Genomic DNA, 19,543 nt, shown 5'->3' on the forward strand with positions numbered 1-19,543 from the left:
ACCAATCAAAATGCTGCGTTCACAGCGCCGCGGCAGGGATCCGCCGTGCTGGTTGTCGGAAAAGGAGCCGCTAGTGGGAAAGAGGAGGGTAAATTTTCAGCGTTGCTGGCTCCCCGTCAGCCGGATTGGGTTGCATCGCAGGGGTGTCGAAAGAGTCAACTGCGGTCCAAAGCTGTTGGACTTGGGTGAAAAGGGCGTTTATTCTTCCTATACGTGCCGCGTTCCAGGCGGCGACTATGAGGGCTATGTCGATGCCCATGTGCGCCGGCTGGAGGCGCTACGCCGGGCCGGTATCGTCGAGCGGATCGACGCCGACCAATGGCGCATCCCCGATGATCTGGTCAGCCGTGCCGCCGCCCATGACGCCGGCCGAGACAGTCAGGCCAGCGTTCGCGTCCTTTCCCCGGTCGATCTGAACAAACAGATCGGATCGGACGGCGCGACCTGGCTGGACCGGCGGCTGATCCACGGCGAGACGGCCGACCTTGCGCCAACCGGCTTCGGGCAACAAGTCCGCGAAGCCATGGACCAGCGCCGCGAGCACCATATCGAACAGGGCGACGCCACCCGCAGCCGGGACAGCCGCGTCTTCTACCGGCGCAACCTTCTCGCCATCCTGCGGGAGCGCGAGGTAGCCGGCGTCGGATCGGATATGGCTTTGAGTAAGGGCCTGCCGTTCCGCGCCGCCACGGACGGCGAGAGCGTCAGCGGCAAGTTTACCGGAACCGTGCATCTATCGAGCGGCAAGTTCGCCGTGGTCGAGAAATCCCATGAGTTCACCCTTGTCCCGTGGCGGCCGATCATCGACCGCCAACTCGGCCGCGAGGTTATGGGCATCGTGCAGGGCGGGTCGGTGTCGTGGCAGTTAGGGCGGCAGAGGGGGCTGGAACGCTGAGTGCGCCCATGCCGCATTGCGAAGCAAAAGATAATCGGATAAAATGTAGCAATTCATATTCGTAAGCGTGGAGTAATCAGATGGGAAATTCCAAGTCAGCAGACAAGTAAGCCGCAACAACCAGTATTGTTGTTGCGGCGCTCTGTAAGGCTAGTCTCATCTGATTGCTGACGAGCAGACGTCGCCCGGTATTCCTTAATCGAGGGTTGATTCGTCATGACCACCACACGCCCCGCGTGGGCCTATACGCTGCCGGCAGCACTGCTGCTGATGGCTCCTTTCGACATCCTCGCTTCACTGGCGATGGATATTTATCTCCCTGTCGTTCCAGCGATGCCCGGCATCCTGAACACGACGCCCGCTATGATCCAACTCACGTTGAGCCTCTATATGGTGATGCTCGGCGTGGGCCAGGTGATTTTTGGTCCGCTCTCAGACAGAATCGGGCGACGGCCAATTCTACTTGCGGGCGCAACGGCTTTCGTCATTGCGTCTCTGGGAGCAGCTTGGGGTTCTAGGGATTTTCCCCTCTAAAGTAACATAAATCGCCATACTCACCATATTTAAAGGCATACAAAGGTGGGTTACTTCTCCAAAGTATGGCAAATTATGAGGTTAACAACCCCTTAAACTTAATTTAATTCCTATGGCTATAAAAAACGAACTATCAATTCTTACCAAAGCTGAGCAGCTTGATCTATATTCTCCGCCGCTATTATCACTTGAACAACAACGATTGTATTTTACGCCAAACGAGATCGAGTTAACAGAGTTGAAAAGTATTCGCCTAAGGAACCACCGATGCTATTTCATTGCGTTATTAGGGTATTTTAAGTCTAAGCCTGTGATTCTTTCACCTAGCTTTAACCTCATCTTTGACGATATGCAGTTTATTTCAACGCAAGTTCAAGGAGGCAAAGGGATCAGGCCTTTCAGCATTAATAAGATGCAGCGTGACCGTATATATCAAAGAATACTGAGGTTATTAAACTATCAGAAATGGGACGAAAGTCTGCACTTTGCGCCGCTGTACGAACATCTTGTTATGGTCGGCAAAGCTTGGCTTGAGCCTCGTTATCTATTCGATGCAGCCGCTGAATATCTAGCAACGCATAGAATTGCCATCCCTAAATATACTGTCTTACAAAAGCTTATCAGTCGTGTTATCCAACAGGTCAAGAAGGCGTTAAATAATAAGCTTCGTATTCATGTTTCATCTGAACTACACGGATTTCTAAATACTATTATCGATGACAAAGATGGGCTCTCCTTAAGCCAGCTTCGAGCCGGTGCAAAAAGCGTTATGGTGACAGAGCTAAAAAAAGAACTGACGGTGTATCATCAGTTACAGCCTTATACAAGACAGATTGATAATGCTGTTAAGGGCTTAGCCTTATCGTCTAAAAACCAACAACACTTCGGTGAAATGGTGGATTATTATGGCAGTAAACTAAAACGCTTTAAGCGTCCACAGCAACACCTATGGTTGCTGTGTTTTCTGACTCAACGCATACGGCAAAGCCTAGAGCGATTGGCTGATGGGTTTATTCATCATATCCGTAAACAACAAGAAGCTGCGCATGCGTTTGCCCAACAGGCAGTGTTTGACTCATGGAGGTCAGCTGCAGACAATGTCACCAAAGCCGCAGAATTACTGCATCTGTTTGTTGATGACAGTATCGACGATAATCAACCATTTGCAACGGTTAGGCAACAAGCATTAAGTGTAATGAATAACCAAGATATAGAAACGCTATGCCTGTACTTAAAAAAGCAAAAACGCACGGTAGAAGAATATCAATGGCAATATTATGATGATCAAAACGGGTTAATTGAGCAGTTATTAAGGCCCGTGTTTCTATGTCTTGAATGCCAAGCAGGTAAAGGCTCAGAAGCATTAGTGACCCAGCTCAAAACCACAAAAACAGAACTATTAGCAGGTAATACATTGCAAACAATGGATAGTACACTTATCCAACAAAAACATCGTCCATGGTTAATTAACAAGGATGTTGTTCATCCACAGCGATACGAATGGTTGCTTTACCGTCAACTGGCTTCTCGGCTTAATGGTCGAATTTACTTATCAAACGTCACTAAATATCGTGCGCTAGAAGACGACTTAATTGCATCGTCAATACAGCCTGATCTATTGGCATCATCAACATTGGAAAAGCTAAAGCAGCCGATTCAGAAGCTACTGCAAGTAAAACAAATACGCTTAACAACATCCCTAGAAGATGTTGCTCGTCACATTGATAATGGTGATAACCGCAATGTGATCATGAAGAGCCGAAGTGGCACACGATGGCGACTGCCAGTTAAAGGCTCCCAATCACTTGTCAACAACCCTTTCTTTAAACAAATGATCCCCGTCAGTATTGCTGATGTGTTGCGTTATGTTGAACAAGAAACCAACTTTATGCAATGCTTCGCACACGTGCTGCCAATACAAAAACAAGTAGGCGCCAATCAGGATGATTTATTGGCTATTCTAATTGCGAATGCGACACATCGCGGCGTATATGGGATGGCACAAATATCTGATCGCAGTTATGAGCATCTAAGCACTATACAAGCTAATTATATTAGGCCTGAAACCTTGCAAGAGGCTAGTGATATCATCAATAACGCAGTAGCGGCACTCCCTATTTTCCGCCACTATCACATCCAAGAAGACGTCCTGCACGCCAGTACCGATGGGCAAAAATTTGAAACTCACCTTGAGACTTTTAAAACTCGCTACTCCTCGAAATACTTCGGCACCAACAAAGGTATTACGGCCATGACGTTAGTTGCCAATCATAGTGCGTTAAATGCCCGTATCATAGGATCTAATGAGCATGAGTCCCATTATATTTACGACTTACTACAATCTAATACTAGTGATCTTAAGCCAGATGTCCTCTCAACCGACACCCATGGTGTTAATCATGTTAATTATGCCTTATTGGATTTATGCGGTTATAGTTTTGCGCCTAGGTATGCTCAGTTCACCAGTGTGATCAATGACCTATTTAACGTAACTGAAAGCGACGACGGAAACACGCATCTGGCGCTGAAAAAGCCGATAAAAATGAATGTGATTGAAGAAGGCTGGCAGGATATTCAGCGTATTGTGTTATCCCTTCAAGAAAAACGCACAACACAGGCATTGCTAGTACGCAAATTATCTGGTTATCCATCTAGACACCCTATATTACAAGCATTAACGGAATATAATAGGCTCATCAAAGCCCAATATTTACTTGATTATATTGATGATGCAAGTCTGCGCCAATATGTTCAACGAGCACTGAACCGAGGCGAAGCCTGGCATTTCCTCAGGCGAGCTATTGCATCGGTCAATCGTGACCAGTTCCGTGGAAAAAACGAATCAGGGGTTCTAGGGATTTTCCCCTCTAAAGTAACATAAATCGCCATACTCACCATATTTAAAGGCATACAAAGGTGGGTTACTTCTCCAAAGTATGGCAAATTATGAGGTTAACAACCCCTTAAACTTAATTTAATTCCTATGGCTATAAAAAACGAACTATCAATTCTTACCAAAGCTGAGCAGCTTGATCTATATTCTCCGCCGCTATTATCACTTGAACAACAACGATTGTATTTTACGCCAAACGAGATCGAGTTAACAGAGTTGAAAAGTATTCGCCTAAGGAACCACCGATGCTATTTCATTGCGTTATTAGGGTATTTTAAGTCTAAGCCTGTGATTCTTTCACCTAGCTTTAACCTCATCTTTGACGATATGCAGTTTATTTCAACGCAAGTTCAAGGAGGCAAAGGGATCAGGCCTTTCAGCATTAATAAGATGCAGCGTGACCGTATATATCAAAGAATACTGAGGTTATTAAACTATCAGAAATGGGACGAAAGTCTGCACTTTGCGCCGCTGTACGAACATCTTGTTATGGTCGGCAAAGCTTGGCTTGAGCCTCGTTATCTATTCGATGCAGCCGCTGAATATCTAGCAACGCATAGAATTGCCATCCCTAAATATACTGTCTTACAAAAGCTTATCAGTCGTGTTATCCAACAGGTCAAGAAGGCGTTAAATAATAAGCTTCGTATTCATGTTTCATCTGAACTACACGGATTTCTAAATACTATTATCGATGACAAAGATGGGCTCTCCTTAAGCCAGCTTCGAGCCGGTGCAAAAAGCGTTATGGTGACAGAGCTAAAAAAAGAACTGACGGTGTATCATCAGTTACAGCCTTATACAAGACAGATTGATAATGCTGTTAAGGGCTTAGCCTTATCGTCTAAAAACCAACAACACTTCGGTGAAATGGTGGATTATTATGGCAGTAAACTAAAACGCTTTAAGCGTCCACAGCAACACCTATGGTTGCTGTGTTTTCTGACTCAACGCATACGGCAAAGCCTAGAGCGATTGGCTGATGGGTTTATTCATCATATCCGTAAACAACAAGAAGCTGCGCATGCGTTTGCCCAACAGGCAGTGTTTGACTCATGGAGGTCAGCTGCAGACAATGTCACCAAAGCCGCAGAATTACTGCATCTGTTTGTTGATGACAGTATCGACGATAATCAACCATTTGCAACGGTTAGGCAACAAGCATTAAGTGTAATGAATAACCAAGATATAGAAACGCTATGCCTGTACTTAAAAAAGCAAAAACGCACGGTAGAAGAATATCAATGGCAATATTATGATGATCAAAACGGGTTAATTGAGCAGTTATTAAGGCCCGTGTTTCTATGTCTTGAATGCCAAGCAGGTAAAGGCTCAGAAGCATTAGTGACCCAGCTCAAAACCACAAAAACAGAACTATTAGCAGGTAATACATTGCAAACAATGGATAGTACACTTATCCAACAAAAACATCGTCCATGGTTAATTAACAAGGATGTTGTTCATCCACAGCGATACGAATGGTTGCTTTACCGTCAACTGGCTTCTCGGCTTAATGGTCGAATTTACTTATCAAACGTCACTAAATATCGTGCGCTAGAAGACGACTTAATTGCATCGTCAATACAGCCTGATCTATTGGCATCATCAACATTGGAAAAGCTAAAGCAGCCGATTCAGAAGCTACTGCAAGTAAAACAAATACGCTTAACAACATCCCTAGAAGATGTTGCTCGTCACATTGATAATGGTGATAACCGCAATGTGATCATGAAGAGCCGAAGTGGCACACGATGGCGACTGCCAGTTAAAGGCTCCCAATCACTTGTCAACAACCCTTTCTTTAAACAAATGATCCCCGTCAGTATTGCTGATGTGTTGCGTTATGTTGAACAAGAAACCAACTTTATGCAATGCTTCGCACACGTGCTGCCAATACAAAAACAAGTAGGCGCCAATCAGGATGATTTATTGGCTATTCTAATTGCGAATGCGACACATCGCGGCGTATATGGGATGGCACAAATATCTGATCGCAGTTATGAGCATCTAAGCACTATACAAGCTAATTATATTAGGCCTGAAACCTTGCAAGAGGCTAGTGATATCATCAATAACGCAGTAGCGGCACTCCCTATTTTCCGCCACTATCACATCCAAGAAGACGTCCTGCACGCCAGTACCGATGGGCAAAAATTTGAAACTCACCTTGAGACTTTTAAAACTCGCTACTCCTCGAAATACTTCGGCACCAACAAAGGTATTACGGCCATGACGTTAGTTGCCAATCATAGTGCGTTAAATGCCCGTATCATAGGATCTAATGAGCATGAGTCCCATTATATTTACGACTTACTACAATCTAATACTAGTGATCTTAAGCCAGATGTCCTCTCAACCGACACCCATGGTGTTAATCATGTTAATTATGCCTTATTGGATTTATGCGGTTATAGTTTTGCGCCTAGGTATGCTCAGTTCACCAGTGTGATCAATGACCTATTTAACGTAACTGAAAGCGACGACGGAAACACGCATCTGGCGCTGAAAAAGCCGATAAAAATGAATGTGATTGAAGAAGGCTGGCAGGATATTCAGCGTATTGTGTTATCCCTTCAAGAAAAACGCACAACACAGGCATTGCTAGTACGCAAATTATCTGGTTATCCATCTAGACACCCTATATTACAAGCATTAACGGAATATAATAGGCTCATCAAAGCCCAATATTTACTTGATTATATTGATGATGCAAGTCTGCGCCAATATGTTCAACGAGCACTGAACCGAGGCGAAGCCTGGCATTTCCTCAGGCGAGCTATTGCATCGGTCAATCGTGACCAGTTCCGTGGAAAAAACGAATCAGAAATAGTCGTCTGGAACGAGTGTGCCCGTTTGACGGCAAATGCTATTATCTACTTTAACTCGATGATCCTAAGTCATCTATTACTGCACTTTGAAGAAGTTGGTGACGAGGAAAAAGCAGCAATAACTCGACAAGTATCACCCGTTGCATGGCAGAACATTAATCTGAGCGGCACTTATCAGTTCGCTAGTAACCGCAAACTACCTGATTTACAGGAAATAACTAGGCCTATTGTTGAAAATGAAGTCTAAAATGAAAGGTAACCCAGCTCCACAAGCCATTAACTGCGAGGGTTGTGGCGATTTATGTTACTTTAGAGGGGAAAATCCCTAGAACCCCATTCTGAAACAGACGGCCGCCGCACATGGCGATCCGGCCGACTGGCTGGGAGAACTGACAGTATATTGCGCGATGGAGCTGGCAGCAGGGTATTTTGGGGCCACCAATCGCTATGGCACCATTTCGCTGGCCAGCGCGGCCAGTCAGGCAGCATTGGCCTGGGAAGGGGAGGCACACTCGGCAATCGCCGATGCACGGATGACGGCCGGGGTGGTGAACGCCATTGCCGCATACCATCTGGCATTGCTGCAGGAGCAGGAACGGCTGCAGGGCTGACAGACTGGCCTGCACATCGCTGTTATCGCATAAACGCCGCGGGAATATCCTTCCACTGCGTGGTGTAGGCCGGAGACAACATTTCACGGCGCATGGCATATTCCGGATCAATACCTTCCCCGGCGAAGAAGACCCTTGACCTTCCTTCCCTGTTTATTTTGTCGATGGTGGCCATCAGTTTTTCGCTGCCCGGCCGCACTGCAGCCGGCGCAAACAGATCCAGCTGGGTTTCATGTCCCTGCAGATCGCTGAGCATCACGCCGGCTTTTGCATACCGCACACCCTCACGCCAGATACGCGACAGCCCCAGCTGCGCCGCGGCGATGATGTCGCGGGTATCCTGGCTTGGCACGGAAAGCACTTCCGTAGCCTGGTTACTGTAGGGCACACCGCCGGCGTCATAAGCACTGCTGCGGATAAAGACCGTTACCACCTTCGCCAGACGGTTTTCCTGGCGCAACTTTTCCCCTGCCCGTGTGGCATATTTAGTCACCGCCTGCTGCATCTGCGCCAGTTGCGTGACCCGCGATCCAAACGAGCGGGATACAACAAGCTGCTGTTTCGCGCCGGTACCTTCTTCCAGGGCAAAGCAGGCCTCGCCACGCAGCTCACGGATGGTCCGTTCCAGCGTCACACCGTACAGCCGGCGTGCAAGTCGGATATCCATCTCTGCGAGCGCCAGCGCCGTTTTGATCCCCATTGTCGCCAGCCCTTTTTCGGTACGATGGCCAACCCCCCACACATCGCCGGCCGACACCAGGCTCATCAGCCTTTTCAGTCTCACAGGATCACTGAGCGCCACAACCCCCCCGGTGGCAGGCCACGTCTTTGCGGCGTGGTTGCACAGCTTGGCCAGCGTCTTCGTTGGCGCGACGCCCACTCCACAGGTGAGCGTTGTCTGGCGCAGCACTTCAGCCCGCAAAAGCTGGCCAAACGCCTGCGGCGACATCACGCCCTCCATGTGAGACGCATCCGCAAAGAGCTCATCAATTGAGTAAACAAACGTCCGCGGCGCCAGACTTTCCACTACGGTTGCAAATCTGGCGGAGAATGAGGCGTAAAGGGTGTAGTTGGAACTGAATACGGCGACGTTATGCTGTTCCAGCAGGCGACGGCAGCGGAAATAGGGTTCCCCGCGGCGCACTCCCAGCGCTTTCGCCGCGCGATTGACCGCAACAAGCGCCCCGTCGTTGTTGCTGAGGACGACCACAGGGCGCCCCCGCAAATCAGGGCGGAACGCCTCTTCGCAGCTGCAGTACATCGAATTGACGTCGATTAAGGCGTACACGGGCGGTGACTCATAACAGTGAACGTAACCACACCCCATATCTGCAGCGCCTCCGGATCAAACCTGATTGGCGGAAAAGCCGGATTCAGCGGCATCAGGCAGGGGTAAGGGCGGAGCTGCAGCTGCTTGACCGTAAATTCATTATCGATGCTGGCAATCACGATGCTGCCGTGCCGGGGCTCTTCTGCCCGATCGACGACCAGCACATCGCCATCATGAATGCGGGCATCACGCATAGAATCTCCGGACACACGCAAGAAGTACGTTGCGGCCGGACGCCGCACGCAGTAATCATGCAGGTTAAGTTCATTTGCCTCATAGCCTGCGGCCGGACTGGGAAAGCCGGCCGCAACGGGTTCGGCAAAAAAAGGAAGTGCGGCGCCTTCCACTGAAGGCCGGGGATAAACGAGATCCAGCGCCATAATCTAGCCTCCAATAACTGTTTTTATATACAGTATATTGCAGACTTCAGGAAACAGGCAATGCCGGCATAAATATCGGGCCGGCACGCTTTTATTTATTGCAGAAACACCGCAGCTCTCGCGCAATGCTAGTGATCAGGATAAGGACAATCGCCGTACCAAACCCGGCCCCGATTGGCCTCAGAAAGCTGGTAAAGGCGGAGGACAAAGTTCTGTCATCATATGGATTAACCATGCTGCACCTGGGACCTACGTGCGCCCGCACCGACACCCTCACACCTTCGAGCTACTGTTGCCATTAAGGGGTCGTTTCGTGGTGCTGAATTTTGACGATCGGGGTACCGTCACCCATCGGGCGATATTGGGGGAAACCTGTACGGTGCTGGAGATGGCCGCAGGAACCTGGCATGCCGTGCTGTCGCTGGATACCGGTGGCATAATTTTTGAAGTAAAACACGGTGGCTATCAACCCGTGGCTGCCGATGACTATGCGCACTGGGCTCCAGCGGAAGGAGAACCAGGAACCACGGAGCTTATGGCCTGGTATGCGCAAGCGCAGGTGGGCGACAGCACTTTTGCCGTCTAAGGCGATAAACAAAAACGGAATGAGTTTCCCCATTCCGTTTCCGCTATTACAAACCGTCGGTGACGATTTTAGCCGCCGACGCTAATACATCGCGACGGCTTTCTGCCTTAGGTTGAGGCTGGGTGAAGTAAGTGACCAGAATCAGCGGCGCACGATCTTTTGGCCAGATCACCGCGATATCGTTGGTGGTGCCATAGTCACCGCTGCCGGTTTTATCCCCCACAACCCAGGAAGCAGGCAGTCCAGCCTGAATGCTCGCTGCACCGGTGGTATTGCCTTTCATCCATGTCACCAGCTGCGCCCGTTGGCTGTCGCCCAATGCTTTACCCAGCGTCAGATTCCGCAGAGTTTGCGCCATTGCCCGAGGTGAAGTGGTATCACGCGGATCGCCCGGAATGGCGGTGTTTAACGTCGGCTCGGTACGGTCGAGACGGAACGTTTCGTCTCCCAGCTGTCGGGCGAACGCGGTGACGCTAGCCGGGCCGCCAACGTGAGCAATCAGCTTATTCATCGCCACGTTATCGCTGTACTGTAGCGCGGCCGCGCTAAGCTCAGCCAGTGACATCGTCCCATTGACGTGCTTTTCCGCAATCGGATTATAGTTAACAAGGTCAGATTTTTTGATCTCAACTCGCTGATTTAACAGATTCGGTTCGCTTTCACTTTTCTTCAGCACCGCGGCCGCGGCCATCACTTTACTGGTGCTGCACATCGCAAAGCGCTCATCAGCACGATAAAGTATTTGCGAATTATCTGCTGTGTTAATCAATGCCACACCCAGTCTGCCTCCCGACTGCCGCTCTAATTCGGCAAGTTTTTGCTGTACGTCCGCCGTTTGCGCATACAGCGGCACACTTCCTAACAACAGCGTGACGGTTGCCGTCGCCATCAGCGTGAACTGGCGCAGTGATTTTTTAACCATGGGATTCCTTATTCTGGAAGAGACGAAATAACAACAACATGAATAGTCAATATTTTACCTGAAGCGAGCCACAACGCGTCCGATTTTATGCTTCCGAAAGGCAAATACGGACGTCGCCAGAATGAAACCTAAATTCCACGTGTGTTTTTTATTAGCTTCAAAAATCACTATTTCACGAAGAATTTAGACTGCTTCTCACACATTGTAACATTATTTACAACCACCTTTCAATCATTTTTGATAAATCATTGATTTCATCTTTGCTGCAATGATACTTAATAAACTCTGCAAGTTATCCACAGAGCAACACTCAATTTTATTGATGATATTCTTATTATACCAGACATTTTTCATACACTCCCTTGTACGGATAGTTTTCCGACAACTTCATGATTACATATCTTGCGGTTTTGATTATTTTTGCTGCAAGAAATACATACTTCAAACGAAAGGTCTTTATTTGCTGTCTGTATTCTGAAGAGTCCAAGGAATCAAACTTGAACAACAAAAATAGGTTATATGAAAGCATCATCATTTGAAACACGGCTTCATTCGCCCAAAATGACTTTAGCAAGAGATGACCCACCGCCATGTCGTATTTGGCTTCTTTGATATAGTTTTCAGCATTACCACGCTTTTCATAGTATATAACTACTTTTTCAGAAAGCAAGGTAGTATTTGTTACAAAGAAAAAGTAGTCGTATTCGGAACCTTCTAAAAGTGATAATTGTGCTCTTTCTTTTTCTGGTTTCAGTACGCGAGATACGACAAATCTTCTGTCTTTTTCCCATTTAACTAATTTTGTATACAGTTCTGTAGTTTCTCTACCTTCTTCTCCTTTAACGAATACAATTGATGAATTCGTTGCTTGTGAGGTGAGTGTAGAATAACTTTTGGCTTTAATTAAATATTTGCATCCAAGAGATTCTATCGTTTCGATAATTTTTTCATCAAAGTAGCCACTATCCATTCGAAATAAAATTTCTAAATCGTCTGATTTGATGTTAGCAACAATTTCTTTGATCATTTCCGCAGCACCGTTTGCAGTGTAAGTATTGCCACTTCTTACAAATCCGGTAACATATGCTTTTAATTCGTCGCAAAATGCAAATTGGATATTGTAGCATCGGTTTCCCAGTTTCTTAGGATTATATCCTTTTGACGCACCTTCTTGATGACCTTCTACGTTAATTACACTACTATCAATATCAATCGTAATGGATGTCAATTTACTTTTAGTGAGCAGTTTTTTAAAGACTTTAAAATTAATGTCTCTAAACATTTGGGTTGTCTTGAAGTTGAAGTTTCCTAGAAACCGTGACACTGTTTCAGGTTCTTTTACGGAAATATCAAACTCGTTGACGAGGGGATCATTTTGAAGTAGCTTTAGACGTTCTAACTTATCAATGCCAATGAAGTGACCGCAGAGCATGGTCTTTATATGATTCATCTTGATTTTATTTGTTGAGTCATTATCAAATACGAGGTCATTTTCAATAAAATCAAAAATCCCATTGCTTTTTGCATTCTCAAGGAGCAGAAAAAGACCTGCATTTGATGTTAGATTCTTAGCTTTGAAATCAATTTTATTAATCATAATTAGAACCCCTTTTTACTACTTTTCTTACTATTATTTTACCATATATCGAGTCATAAAAGCTGATAATTTAACATATTTTTGAGCACTTTTCTTTCACCCAATGGGTGAAAGCTGAATTTCGAAGGAATGCATATTTATCAAGGCTTTGATTATGCTTTTTGAAGTACTGACGTAGAATCTAGGCTGCATAAATACGCCATCACCAGGCATGTGACAACGCAGATAAAAAACCACAAATACCTTATCAAATTTCCTGATTTCATCATGATGGTTCTCTGTCGAAACAATGGGTCAAGTCAGAATCGTGGCCAGACGACCAAGAACGTCATCCATGATAGCCTCTGGCACCCGTTCGAGTCGTTTGCCGCCGCGGGCTTTCATATCGATCGTCCGGGGTTGATCGCAACGCACAACGCCGGTGGTACGTATGCCGGCGCCGTCCAGCGACACCGCAAAGCCAGCAGTGCGGGCAAAATTGCCTCCGCTGGTCACGGGCACAACAACAGGCAGACGGGTCACGCGGTTAAAAGCAGCCGGCGTGACAATCAGCACCGGCCGCGTTCCCTGCTGCTCATGACCTGCGGTAGGGTCAAGCGAGACAAGCCAGATTTCCCCTCTTTCCATGTCAGATTTCCTCCTGACCAGCCACCGGCGCATCCAGCCATTCACGTTCTTCAGCCGAGATTTCAGCATTCGGATCGCACTGCGCTAGTAGCTCAGCCAGTGAATACTGCGGGCGTCTGTGCGGCTCCACAATCAGCCGGCCATTATCAATGACCATGCCAACTTCATTATCTGTACCCAGCGACAGCGCATTCAGCAGTGCCGGTGGAACGGTCAGCATAACTGAGCCGCCAACCTTCTTCAGTCGGGTGGTATGCATTGTTCACCTCCATAAAAGTTATATTTAAATATAACATCCACTAAAAAAACATACCAGGCTTTAACGCGCAATGTTTAATAAAAATATAACTTTCAGCCAAACAGTAAACCCAGCGCGGTTGCTTCCATATGCAGCAATACCGGCAGCAGCAGGCCGCCGCTTCTGATCCGGGCAGCTGATGTAATCAACCCCACCAGGAACAGTTCTGCCAGGGTCAGCAGGTTCTGATACTGGCTGTGCGCGGCGACGAACAGCAATGACGTTATCAGCGCCCCCAGCCACATCGTCCAGCGGTACCGTGAACGGAAGACGTTCAGCATGATCCCCCGGAACAGCGTTTCCTCATTCAGCGGTGCAAGGATAAAGATGGCCAGCAACGTCAGGATCACGTCGGGTATGGATTTATCGGCAAAAAGTTTCGTCATAAACGGCTCAGCGGGCAGGTCCAGCACTTTACCCAGCAGAAATTCTCCGACATACACCACGGCCATCGCACCGACCAGCCACGGTGCGCCAACGTTACGCAGCTGGCCAACAACCGGTAGCGGTGCGACCCAGCGGCGGTAAACCAGGAACACACACAGCAGGTACACCAGAACAGCACCATGAATGAAGAACAGCGTATTTTTCCCCAGCCCATAGAGCAGAACGGTCTGCCCCATGACAAACAGGGCCCCCCAGGCTATGGCCCAGGCTGCCAGCAGAACCAGCATAAATTGCAGATATTTATTACGTGACTGAATCATTTTATCCCCTGTTAATTTTTAAACAGAATCGGCTTGACACTCAGGCCGGTTTTCAGACCTAATTTAAATGATCCAGAAAATGATTACCGATTTTTTTAATGGAGAAAGTGAAATGAAATCCAACACGAAGATTGCTCTCATTCTGACCGCATCCGTAATCAGTTGCAGTGCCTTTGCTCAGAGTGTATCCGCGCCGAAAACCGATTCGTTGCTCAGCAGCATTCTGGGTGAACAGGTACAGACAAACCAACATCTTGTACAACTGCTGGCAAAGGATCAGAATGCCAGTCTTACACTGACCCCGGAACAAAAGAAAACCGCCTGCCTGTATGAAAGTCATTACTACAGCAGTGGCGCACGGCTTACCGTCGGAAAAGAGACGCTTCGCTGCACGCTGAGTGGCGAAATCCCGACATGGGAAAATGCGAATGAGGGCAACATTGTCTCTGTCGAAGGCAAATAAAATTCCTCTGACACCCTCTCAATTATGCGCACCAAAATGATTTAAAAAAATCTCCTTTTGATGGTATATTTTTTACTCGAAATAGAAATCATTAGGAGATTGTTATGGTTGATGCCCCGCCCTCAATCCCGCTGCCAACCTGCATGGTTGAAGCAGCACAGATTTATCACATTCCTCTCCGTGGATTCCTCGCCTTGTGGCTGACTGAAGGCGGGAAACCGGGAATGAAAAATAAAAACAAAAACGGTACTTACGATTACGGCGCATTCCAGATAAACACCATCTGGGCGAATAAGCTGGCGGCTGATTTTGGTGTGAGAGCGGAGCAGCTGCAGCACGACTTTTGCGCCTCTGCAATGGCCAGTGCCTACATCCTCAAATACAACATCATTCTCGAAGGGGGGGATTTCTGGCAGGGTGTCGGCCGCTATCACTCCAATACGCCGGCGCGTAAGGCCTGGTATATCGGGAAGGTTTACCAAAATTCTCTGAGGTTCTGATGCAAAACCAGCCACAACGGAAAGGGGGAGGGGATGATGGCCTGATGATTATCGGGGCCCTTCTCATCATGATCACAGTGATGTGGTTTGGCTTTCGTGATTATGTGATTTACGGAGCCTGTCGCCTGCTTTACTGGATCTACGGTGTACTGCCGGACGCCATTACACCGGGTAATGCGACCGAGCGCCGGGACATGCTGCTGTCGGCGGCGCGGTATAATCACCAGGTTTCGCTGTGGGACTTTATCAGCGTGATGAACGACACGGCCAGCGTGCTCTTTCCCCTGTTCATTTTAATCATCGGGTTGTTCGTCTGGGTTATCTCGCGCAATCCTTACTACCGTCTGACCCGTAAACTGACCATCCGGAACCTGCCCTGGGTGATGGTAAAAAACTATCCGGGGATAGCCCATATCCTCGCCCGGTTTGGCCACCTCGATCAGCTGCTGCTGAATGAAGATCCGGAAGAAGCACGCAGCGCGCAGTCACCCGTTGAGTTTGCCCAGGAACATAACCTGATTGATACCGCTAAACGCCGCCTCCGTAAAAAAGCCGCACATAAGGTATTCCTGTCACAGGTAAACCTGGCTCCCGAAGGGGCGGCCCTTTCCCTGGCACCCTGGGAAAAAGCACTCGCAGCCTCGTTTGTACATCTGCGGTTTATGGGCGACCGGCCAACGGCTAAATCCATTCTCGACGATCTCAACCGTTCCTGCCTGCGGACTAAAGACGGCTTCCCTGATTATTCGCTGGCCGCCGGGCTCTGGACCGTCGCCAGCCAGTGCGAAGCGTTCAGAGAATTTGCAAAGGGGCGCCGCAGCTCCCGTTCGCTACTCTACGCGCTGTTCGATGATGACCTGCAGCTGCCATCCGCAAATTTCCGGTGGCTGAAAGGCGTGGACCGCACGTTATGGTATGCACTTTCAAGCGCCGGCCGCGGGAAGTTCTTCATTGAAGGAGGTGGCGTTATTGCCTGGAGTCAGTGCGAAAGTTACCGGCTGACGCTCGATGAAGAAAAGGCGGCGAAATTCCCGCCAACCGTGCGGGCGGCCGTGCTGGGCCTTGAGCTGGATCTGCTCCATTACCGCCATATTGACCGCCGCGATCCCGCCATTCCGGTCGCTCACTGGCAGGAAGACGTTATACCGCCATTTGCATTTGAATCTGACGCTGAAGCGGAAGACGAGCCGGCTACGCCGCCTGCAGCTCCGCACGACACCCCGAACAACAGTCTGCGACTGACAGACGATGAACCGACGCCGGCTAAACCTCAGCCGGCAACCCGTCCCGATCACCTGGAACTCTAAGCGAGGAAGTATGAAACTCACCGTAAAAACCGATCGCAACACACTTTATCTTTCCGCTGACGGAAGCTACCAGGAACAAGCCCTGCACTCCTTCCCCCTGTCAGCCTGTCATTTTGGACTTGGCCATGATGCCGGCAGCGGCCACATCCTGACGCACAATACGTTTTCTGGTGAAGCGGTGCAGCTGTTCCGCTTTGAAAACGAATATCAGGCCATCGAGGCGCTGAACAATATCCGTAAAAAGCTGAAACAGCAGCGCGGACTCAATGCCGTGCGCCGGCTGTCTAACTTTATCTTCTGGCCAGTCGCCGCGCTGGGCTTTATCGTCTCCATCAACGGCGCGTTGATGAATATGCATCAGCCGGCACAGCCACTGCAGGCAAACTCGTATGCTCCCGCGCCGGGTCTGCAGCAGCCTGTCACTGCGCCGGAGCAGCTGCAGGTTCAGGCAGCACCTGAAGCCCCTAAAAAACTGGCTGATAACGACTTGCTGTCACTGAAAGATGCCGTCACCAGCGGACGCTTTACGATCTCGCTTTCAACCGGGCATAAACACACCCTGTATGTGTTTTCCGATCCGATGTGCCCGCACTGCCGCGCGCTGGAACCCCGGCTGCAGGAACTGAGCAAACGCTATAACGTCGAGATTTTCCCCGTGTCCGTTTATGGCGACCTGCGCTCGATGGTCCGCGCCGCTCCTGTACTCGATACCGGGAAAGATACCCGACTGAAAAGCTGGGAAGACACGATTAACATGGGATACACCACCATGAACCCGAAAATTGACGATCCGAAAACAGCCCCGGATACCACCGGCGCCCGCCTGGTTGACGCGAACAATATGGCATTTGCGAAATTCGGGTTTATCGGCACCCCGTCCATCGTTGCCGATTCGGGTGATGTGATCCCGGTTTCCGTCGTCAAAGACGATGCCCGCCTGCAGCAGGCAATAGGAGAATAACCCGGAGCCGCTATGCAACAGGAATCTGTAGACAGTAAAAAAGTCATCCGCCCAGATGGTTCGTTCATGGAGTGGTTCCTCACTCCGAACGTACAGTTTGGCCTGCTGGCCATACTGACCGTGCTGGGTCTGTTTCTCCCCTTTACCATGCTGCTGAGCATCCTCATCCTTCCGCCGCTGATGGTGGCATTCACGGATCGTAAATTCCGGCCACCGCTGCGAATGCCGAAAGACTGCGAAATGTTCGACGACACCCTGACCACGGAAACCCAGGCGGAATACCGTCTGGGGCCCATTCGCATCCCGCATAAGGTCCGGGAGCGAAAGAAAGCGAAGGGAATTTTATATGTCGGGTATGAGCGGGGACGCCTGTTCGGCCGCGAGCTGTGGCTGAACATGACGGACCTGCTGCGCCACATGGTATTTTTTGGTACCACCGGGTCGGGTAAAACCGAAACCTTCTATGGGTTTATCGTTAACTTCCTGCTGTGGTGCCGTGGCTACTGCCTCTCAGACGGTAAAGCAGATAACAAGCTGGCCTTCGCCACCTGGTCGCTGGCGCGCCGTTTCGGCCGTGAGGATGATTATTACGTCCTCAACCTGCTGACCGGCAGTATTGACAGGTTCGTGAACCTGGTGAAGCAGGAAAGCATCCCCGCGCAATCCAACTCAGTCAACCTCTTCAGCGTTGCCCCGCCGACCTTCATCATCCAGTTGATGGAATCCATGCTCCCCCAGGTGGGCGGAGATTCGGCACAGTGGCAGGATACGGCAAAAGCCATGATGTCGGCGCTGATCAATGCCCTGTGTTATAAGCGCGCCCGCGGCGAACTGCTTTTGTCACAGCGCACTATTCAGAAAAACATGTCGCTGCCGGCAATGGCCGCGCTGTACGTTGAGGCAAAGAAAAACGGCTGGCACAGCGAGGGTTACGCCGCGCTGGAAAGTTATCTGGAAAATACACCAGGCTTCCTGCTGGCCAACGCGGAATACCCGGAAACGTGGGAAGCCCGCGCCTTCGAACAGCATAACTACATGAGCCGTCAGTTCCTGAAGACGCTCTCCCTGTTCAATGAAACTTATGGCCATGTTTTTCCGGAAGACAGCGGCGATATCCGGATGGACGATATTTTCCACAATGACCGCATTCTCATCGTCATGATCCCGTCGCTGGAGCTGTCACGCGGTGAAGCGGCCACGCTTGGCCGTTTATATGTGACGCTGCAGCGAATGACCATCAGTAAGGACCTGGGCTACCAGCTGGAAGGGAAAAAAGAGGAAGTCCTGCTCACTCACGCGCTGAATAATCAGGCGCCATACGGGCTGATTTATGACGAGCTGGGCCAGTATTTCACCAGCGGTATGGATACGCTGAGTGCGCAGATGCGTTCACTGGAAAAAATGGGCGTATTTTCCTCCCAGGATCACCCGTCGCTCGCCCGCGGCGCGAACGGCGAGGTGGATTCGCTGATCGCCAACACCCGCGTGAAATATTTTGAGTCGATTGAAGACCGGAAAACCTTTGAAATACTGCGCGAAACCGTCGGCCAGGATTATTATTCAGAGCTCTCCGGGCAGGAAGCCGAACACGGCACGTTTTCCAAAACGGTCCGGGAAGGGGATCTGTACCAAATCCGTGAAAAGGACCGCGTGAACATTCGTGAGCTGCGTAAGCAGACCGAAGGTCAGGGGGTAATTTCTTTCCAGGATGCCCTGGTACGCAGCGCAGCGTTTTACATTCCGGACAATGAGAAGTTTTCCAGCGAACTGCCGATGCGGATAAACCGCTTTATCGAGGTATTACCGCCATCGCCGGCGACGCTGTACAGCATCTATCCGGAACGTAAGGATGATGAACTGGCGGAAACGAACCCGGATGCAATGCACTTCCCGCCGATCAAGCTGTTCGGCTACGACAAAGCGGCCAACAGCCTGCTGGAAAAAATTGAGGTCTTCTACGAGCTGCAGTGTGGCGCAATTTCACCGGAGGAAATGTCGGTGTGCCTGTTTGAACTGTTCGCTGACTGGCTTGATGGGACGGACACAGACGACGTGCTTTACCACCAGGAAGACGATCTGTTTCCGATGATCGAGATGTAACCCT

The 19,543-nt window shown here is 49.3% G+C and carries 16 protein-coding genes and 3 pseudogenes; 11 read left to right on the forward strand and 8 right to left on the reverse strand.

From position 1 onward, the window contains the following. Nucleotides 1-10 precede the first annotated feature (10 nt). Nucleotides 11-895: a DUF3363 domain-containing protein gene (locus tag M1F25_RS02605; RefSeq protein ID WP_001447541.1), complete on the forward strand. Its 885-nt coding sequence runs from the start codon at nucleotides 11-13 to the stop codon at nucleotides 893-895. Nucleotides 896-990: 95 nt separating this feature from the next. Here M1F25_RS02605 and M1F25_RS02610 read toward each other — a convergent pair whose 3' ends face one another. Then, nucleotides 991-1,113 carry a hypothetical protein gene (locus M1F25_RS02610; RefSeq protein WP_256442623.1) on the reverse strand — a complete coding sequence of 41 codons (123 nt, stop codon included), beginning with the start codon at nucleotides 1,111-1,113 and terminating at the stop codon, nucleotides 991-993. Here M1F25_RS02610 and M1F25_RS02615 point away from each other — a divergent pair. From M1F25_RS02615 to M1F25_RS02630, 4 genes and pseudogenes are all read left to right on the forward strand, one after another. Further along, nucleotides 1,112-1,411 (forward strand): annotated as a pseudogene (locus tag M1F25_RS02615) (MFS transporter); the annotation flags it as partial. The gene M1F25_RS02610 and the pseudogene M1F25_RS02615 overlap by 2 nt on opposite strands. Nucleotides 1,412-1,541: 130 nt before the next feature. Then, nucleotides 1,542-4,283: pseudogene (locus tag M1F25_RS02620) on the forward strand (Tn3-like element ISKox2 family transposase); the annotation flags it as partial. A gap of 129 nt (nucleotides 4,284-4,412) precedes the next feature. Continuing rightward, nucleotides 4,413-7,397, forward strand: a complete 2,985-nt coding sequence (locus M1F25_RS02625) for a Tn3-like element ISKox2 family transposase (protein WP_008126957.1) — start codon at nucleotides 4,413-4,415, stop codon at nucleotides 7,395-7,397. Between the two features lie 88 nt (nucleotides 7,398-7,485). Continuing rightward, nucleotides 7,486-7,761, forward strand: a pseudogene (locus M1F25_RS02630) (3'-5' exonuclease); the annotation flags it as partial. A gap of 22 nt (nucleotides 7,762-7,783) precedes the next feature. Here M1F25_RS02630 and umuC read toward each other — a convergent pair. Together umuC and M1F25_RS02640 are read right to left on the reverse strand one after the other, a co-directional pair. Beyond that, nucleotides 7,784-9,049: a translesion error-prone DNA polymerase V subunit UmuC gene (umuC, locus tag M1F25_RS02635; RefSeq protein ID WP_040027898.1), complete on the reverse strand. Its 1,266-nt coding sequence runs from the start codon at nucleotides 9,047-9,049 to the stop codon at nucleotides 7,784-7,786. After that, the gene (locus tag M1F25_RS02640) at nucleotides 9,037-9,471 is read right to left on the reverse strand and encodes a LexA family protein (protein ID WP_011091030.1); all 435 of its coding nucleotides are present in this window, start codon (nucleotides 9,469-9,471) and stop codon (nucleotides 9,037-9,039) included. Before M1F25_RS02640 ends, umuC begins: the two co-directional genes overlap by 13 nt. 217 nt (nucleotides 9,472-9,688) lie before the next feature. On the opposite strand from M1F25_RS02640, the gene M1F25_RS02645 reads away from it, so the two are divergent. Then, entirely contained in the window at nucleotides 9,689-10,057 is a 369-nt protein-coding gene (locus tag M1F25_RS02645; protein WP_255301620.1) for a WbuC family cupin fold metalloprotein, read from the forward strand. Between the two features lie 46 nt (nucleotides 10,058-10,103). Here M1F25_RS02645 and M1F25_RS02650 read toward each other — a convergent pair whose 3' ends face one another. From M1F25_RS02650 to M1F25_RS02670, 5 genes are all read right to left on the reverse strand, one after another. Continuing rightward, nucleotides 10,104-10,979, reverse strand: coding sequence for an extended-spectrum class A beta-lactamase CTX-M-3 (locus M1F25_RS02650; protein WP_011091028.1), 876 nt, complete (start codon nucleotides 10,977-10,979; stop codon nucleotides 10,104-10,106). Nucleotides 10,980-11,313: 334 nt separating this feature from the next. Further along, nucleotides 11,314-12,576: an IS1380-like element ISEcp1 family transposase gene (locus M1F25_RS02655; protein WP_000608644.1), complete on the reverse strand. Its 1,263-nt coding sequence runs from the start codon at nucleotides 12,574-12,576 to the stop codon at nucleotides 11,314-11,316. 294 nt (nucleotides 12,577-12,870) lie between these two features. Further along, the gene (gene pemK-mt, locus M1F25_RS02660; protein WP_011091027.1) at nucleotides 12,871-13,203 is read right to left on the reverse strand and encodes a type II toxin-antitoxin system toxin endoribonuclease PemK-mt; all 333 of its coding nucleotides are present in this window, start codon (nucleotides 13,201-13,203) and stop codon (nucleotides 12,871-12,873) included. Nucleotide 13,204: 1 nt separating this feature from the next. Next, complete coding sequence (pemI, locus tag M1F25_RS02665; RefSeq protein WP_011091026.1) at nucleotides 13,205-13,462, reverse strand: type II toxin-antitoxin system antitoxin PemI; 258 nt, start codon at nucleotides 13,460-13,462, stop codon at nucleotides 13,205-13,207. 92 nt (nucleotides 13,463-13,554) lie between these two features. Further along, nucleotides 13,555-14,208: a CPBP family intramembrane glutamic endopeptidase gene (locus M1F25_RS02670; RefSeq protein ID WP_011091025.1), complete on the reverse strand. Its 654-nt coding sequence runs from the start codon at nucleotides 14,206-14,208 to the stop codon at nucleotides 13,555-13,557. A 67-nt stretch (nucleotides 14,209-14,275) separates the two neighbouring features. Here M1F25_RS02670 and M1F25_RS02675 point away from each other — a divergent pair, with 67 nt between their 5' ends. The 5 genes from M1F25_RS02675 to M1F25_RS02695 all read left to right on the forward strand — a co-directional run bounded on the left by M1F25_RS02675 (nucleotide 14,276) and on the right by M1F25_RS02695 (nucleotide 19,539). Further along, nucleotides 14,276-14,671 (forward strand): DUF1496 domain-containing protein, encoded by a 396-nt coding sequence (locus M1F25_RS02675; protein WP_015243647.1) that lies wholly within the window; start codon nucleotides 14,276-14,278, stop codon nucleotides 14,669-14,671. A 104-nt stretch (nucleotides 14,672-14,775) separates the two neighbouring features. Next, nucleotides 14,776-15,171 (forward strand): lytic transglycosylase domain-containing protein, encoded by a 396-nt coding sequence (locus M1F25_RS02680; protein WP_012579092.1) that lies wholly within the window; start codon nucleotides 14,776-14,778, stop codon nucleotides 15,169-15,171. Continuing rightward, nucleotides 15,171-16,478, forward strand: a complete 1,308-nt coding sequence (locus M1F25_RS02685) for a hypothetical protein (protein WP_011091094.1) — start codon at nucleotides 15,171-15,173, stop codon at nucleotides 16,476-16,478. The genes M1F25_RS02680 and M1F25_RS02685 overlap by 1 nt, the downstream gene beginning before the upstream one ends. Before the next feature lie 10 nt (nucleotides 16,479-16,488). Beyond that, on the forward strand, nucleotides 16,489-17,439 hold the full coding sequence (locus tag M1F25_RS02690) for a DsbC family protein (RefSeq protein WP_012579091.1): 951 nt from the start codon (nucleotides 16,489-16,491) through the stop codon (nucleotides 17,437-17,439). 12 nt (nucleotides 17,440-17,451) lie between these two features. Further along, on the forward strand, nucleotides 17,452-19,539 hold the full coding sequence (locus tag M1F25_RS02695) for a hypothetical protein (protein WP_011091092.1): 2,088 nt from the start codon (nucleotides 17,452-17,454) through the stop codon (nucleotides 19,537-19,539). Nucleotides 19,540-19,543 lie beyond the last annotated feature (4 nt).

Origin of the sequence: Providencia sp. PROV109 (assembly GCF_033681625.1) — a bacterium.
GTDB lineage: Bacteria > Pseudomonadota > Gammaproteobacteria > Enterobacterales > Enterobacteriaceae > Providencia > Providencia hangzhouensis.

Excerpts from the sequence above, each read along its gene's own strand:
- M1F25_RS02675 (WP_015243647.1), top strand. The coding sequence starts at position 14,276 with ATGATCCAGAAAATGATTACCGATTTTTTTAATGGAGAAAGTGAAATG.
- pemK-mt (WP_011091027.1), bottom strand. The coding sequence starts at position 13,203 with ATGGAAAGAGGGGAAATCTGGCTTGTCTCGCTTGACCCTACCGCAGGT.
- M1F25_RS02690 (WP_012579091.1), top strand. The coding sequence starts at position 16,489 with ATGAAACTCACCGTAAAAACCGATCGCAACACACTTTATCTTTCCGCT.
- pemI (WP_011091026.1), bottom strand. The coding sequence starts at position 13,462 with ATGCATACCACCCGACTGAAGAAGGTTGGCGGCTCAGTTATGCTGACC.
- M1F25_RS02650 (WP_011091028.1), bottom strand. The coding sequence starts at position 10,979 with ATGGTTAAAAAATCACTGCGCCAGTTCACGCTGATGGCGACGGCAACC.
- M1F25_RS02625 (WP_008126957.1), top strand. The coding sequence starts at position 4,413 with ATGGCTATAAAAAACGAACTATCAATTCTTACCAAAGCTGAGCAGCTT.
- M1F25_RS02640 (WP_011091030.1), bottom strand. The coding sequence starts at position 9,471 with ATGGCGCTGGATCTCGTTTATCCCCGGCCTTCAGTGGAAGGCGCCGCA.
- M1F25_RS02605 (WP_001447541.1), top strand. The coding sequence starts at position 11 with ATGCTGCGTTCACAGCGCCGCGGCAGGGATCCGCCGTGCTGGTTGTCG.
- M1F25_RS02680 (WP_012579092.1), top strand. The coding sequence starts at position 14,776 with ATGGTTGATGCCCCGCCCTCAATCCCGCTGCCAACCTGCATGGTTGAA.
- M1F25_RS02695 (WP_011091092.1), top strand. The coding sequence starts at position 17,452 with ATGCAACAGGAATCTGTAGACAGTAAAAAAGTCATCCGCCCAGATGGT.
- M1F25_RS02685 (WP_011091094.1), top strand. The coding sequence starts at position 15,171 with ATGCAAAACCAGCCACAACGGAAAGGGGGAGGGGATGATGGCCTGATG.
- M1F25_RS02655 (WP_000608644.1), bottom strand. The coding sequence starts at position 12,576 with ATGATTAATAAAATTGATTTCAAAGCTAAGAATCTAACATCAAATGCA.
- M1F25_RS02610 (WP_256442623.1), bottom strand. The coding sequence starts at position 1,113 with ATGACGAATCAACCCTCGATTAAGGAATACCGGGCGACGTCTGCTCGT.
- M1F25_RS02670 (WP_011091025.1), bottom strand. The coding sequence starts at position 14,208 with ATGATTCAGTCACGTAATAAATATCTGCAATTTATGCTGGTTCTGCTG.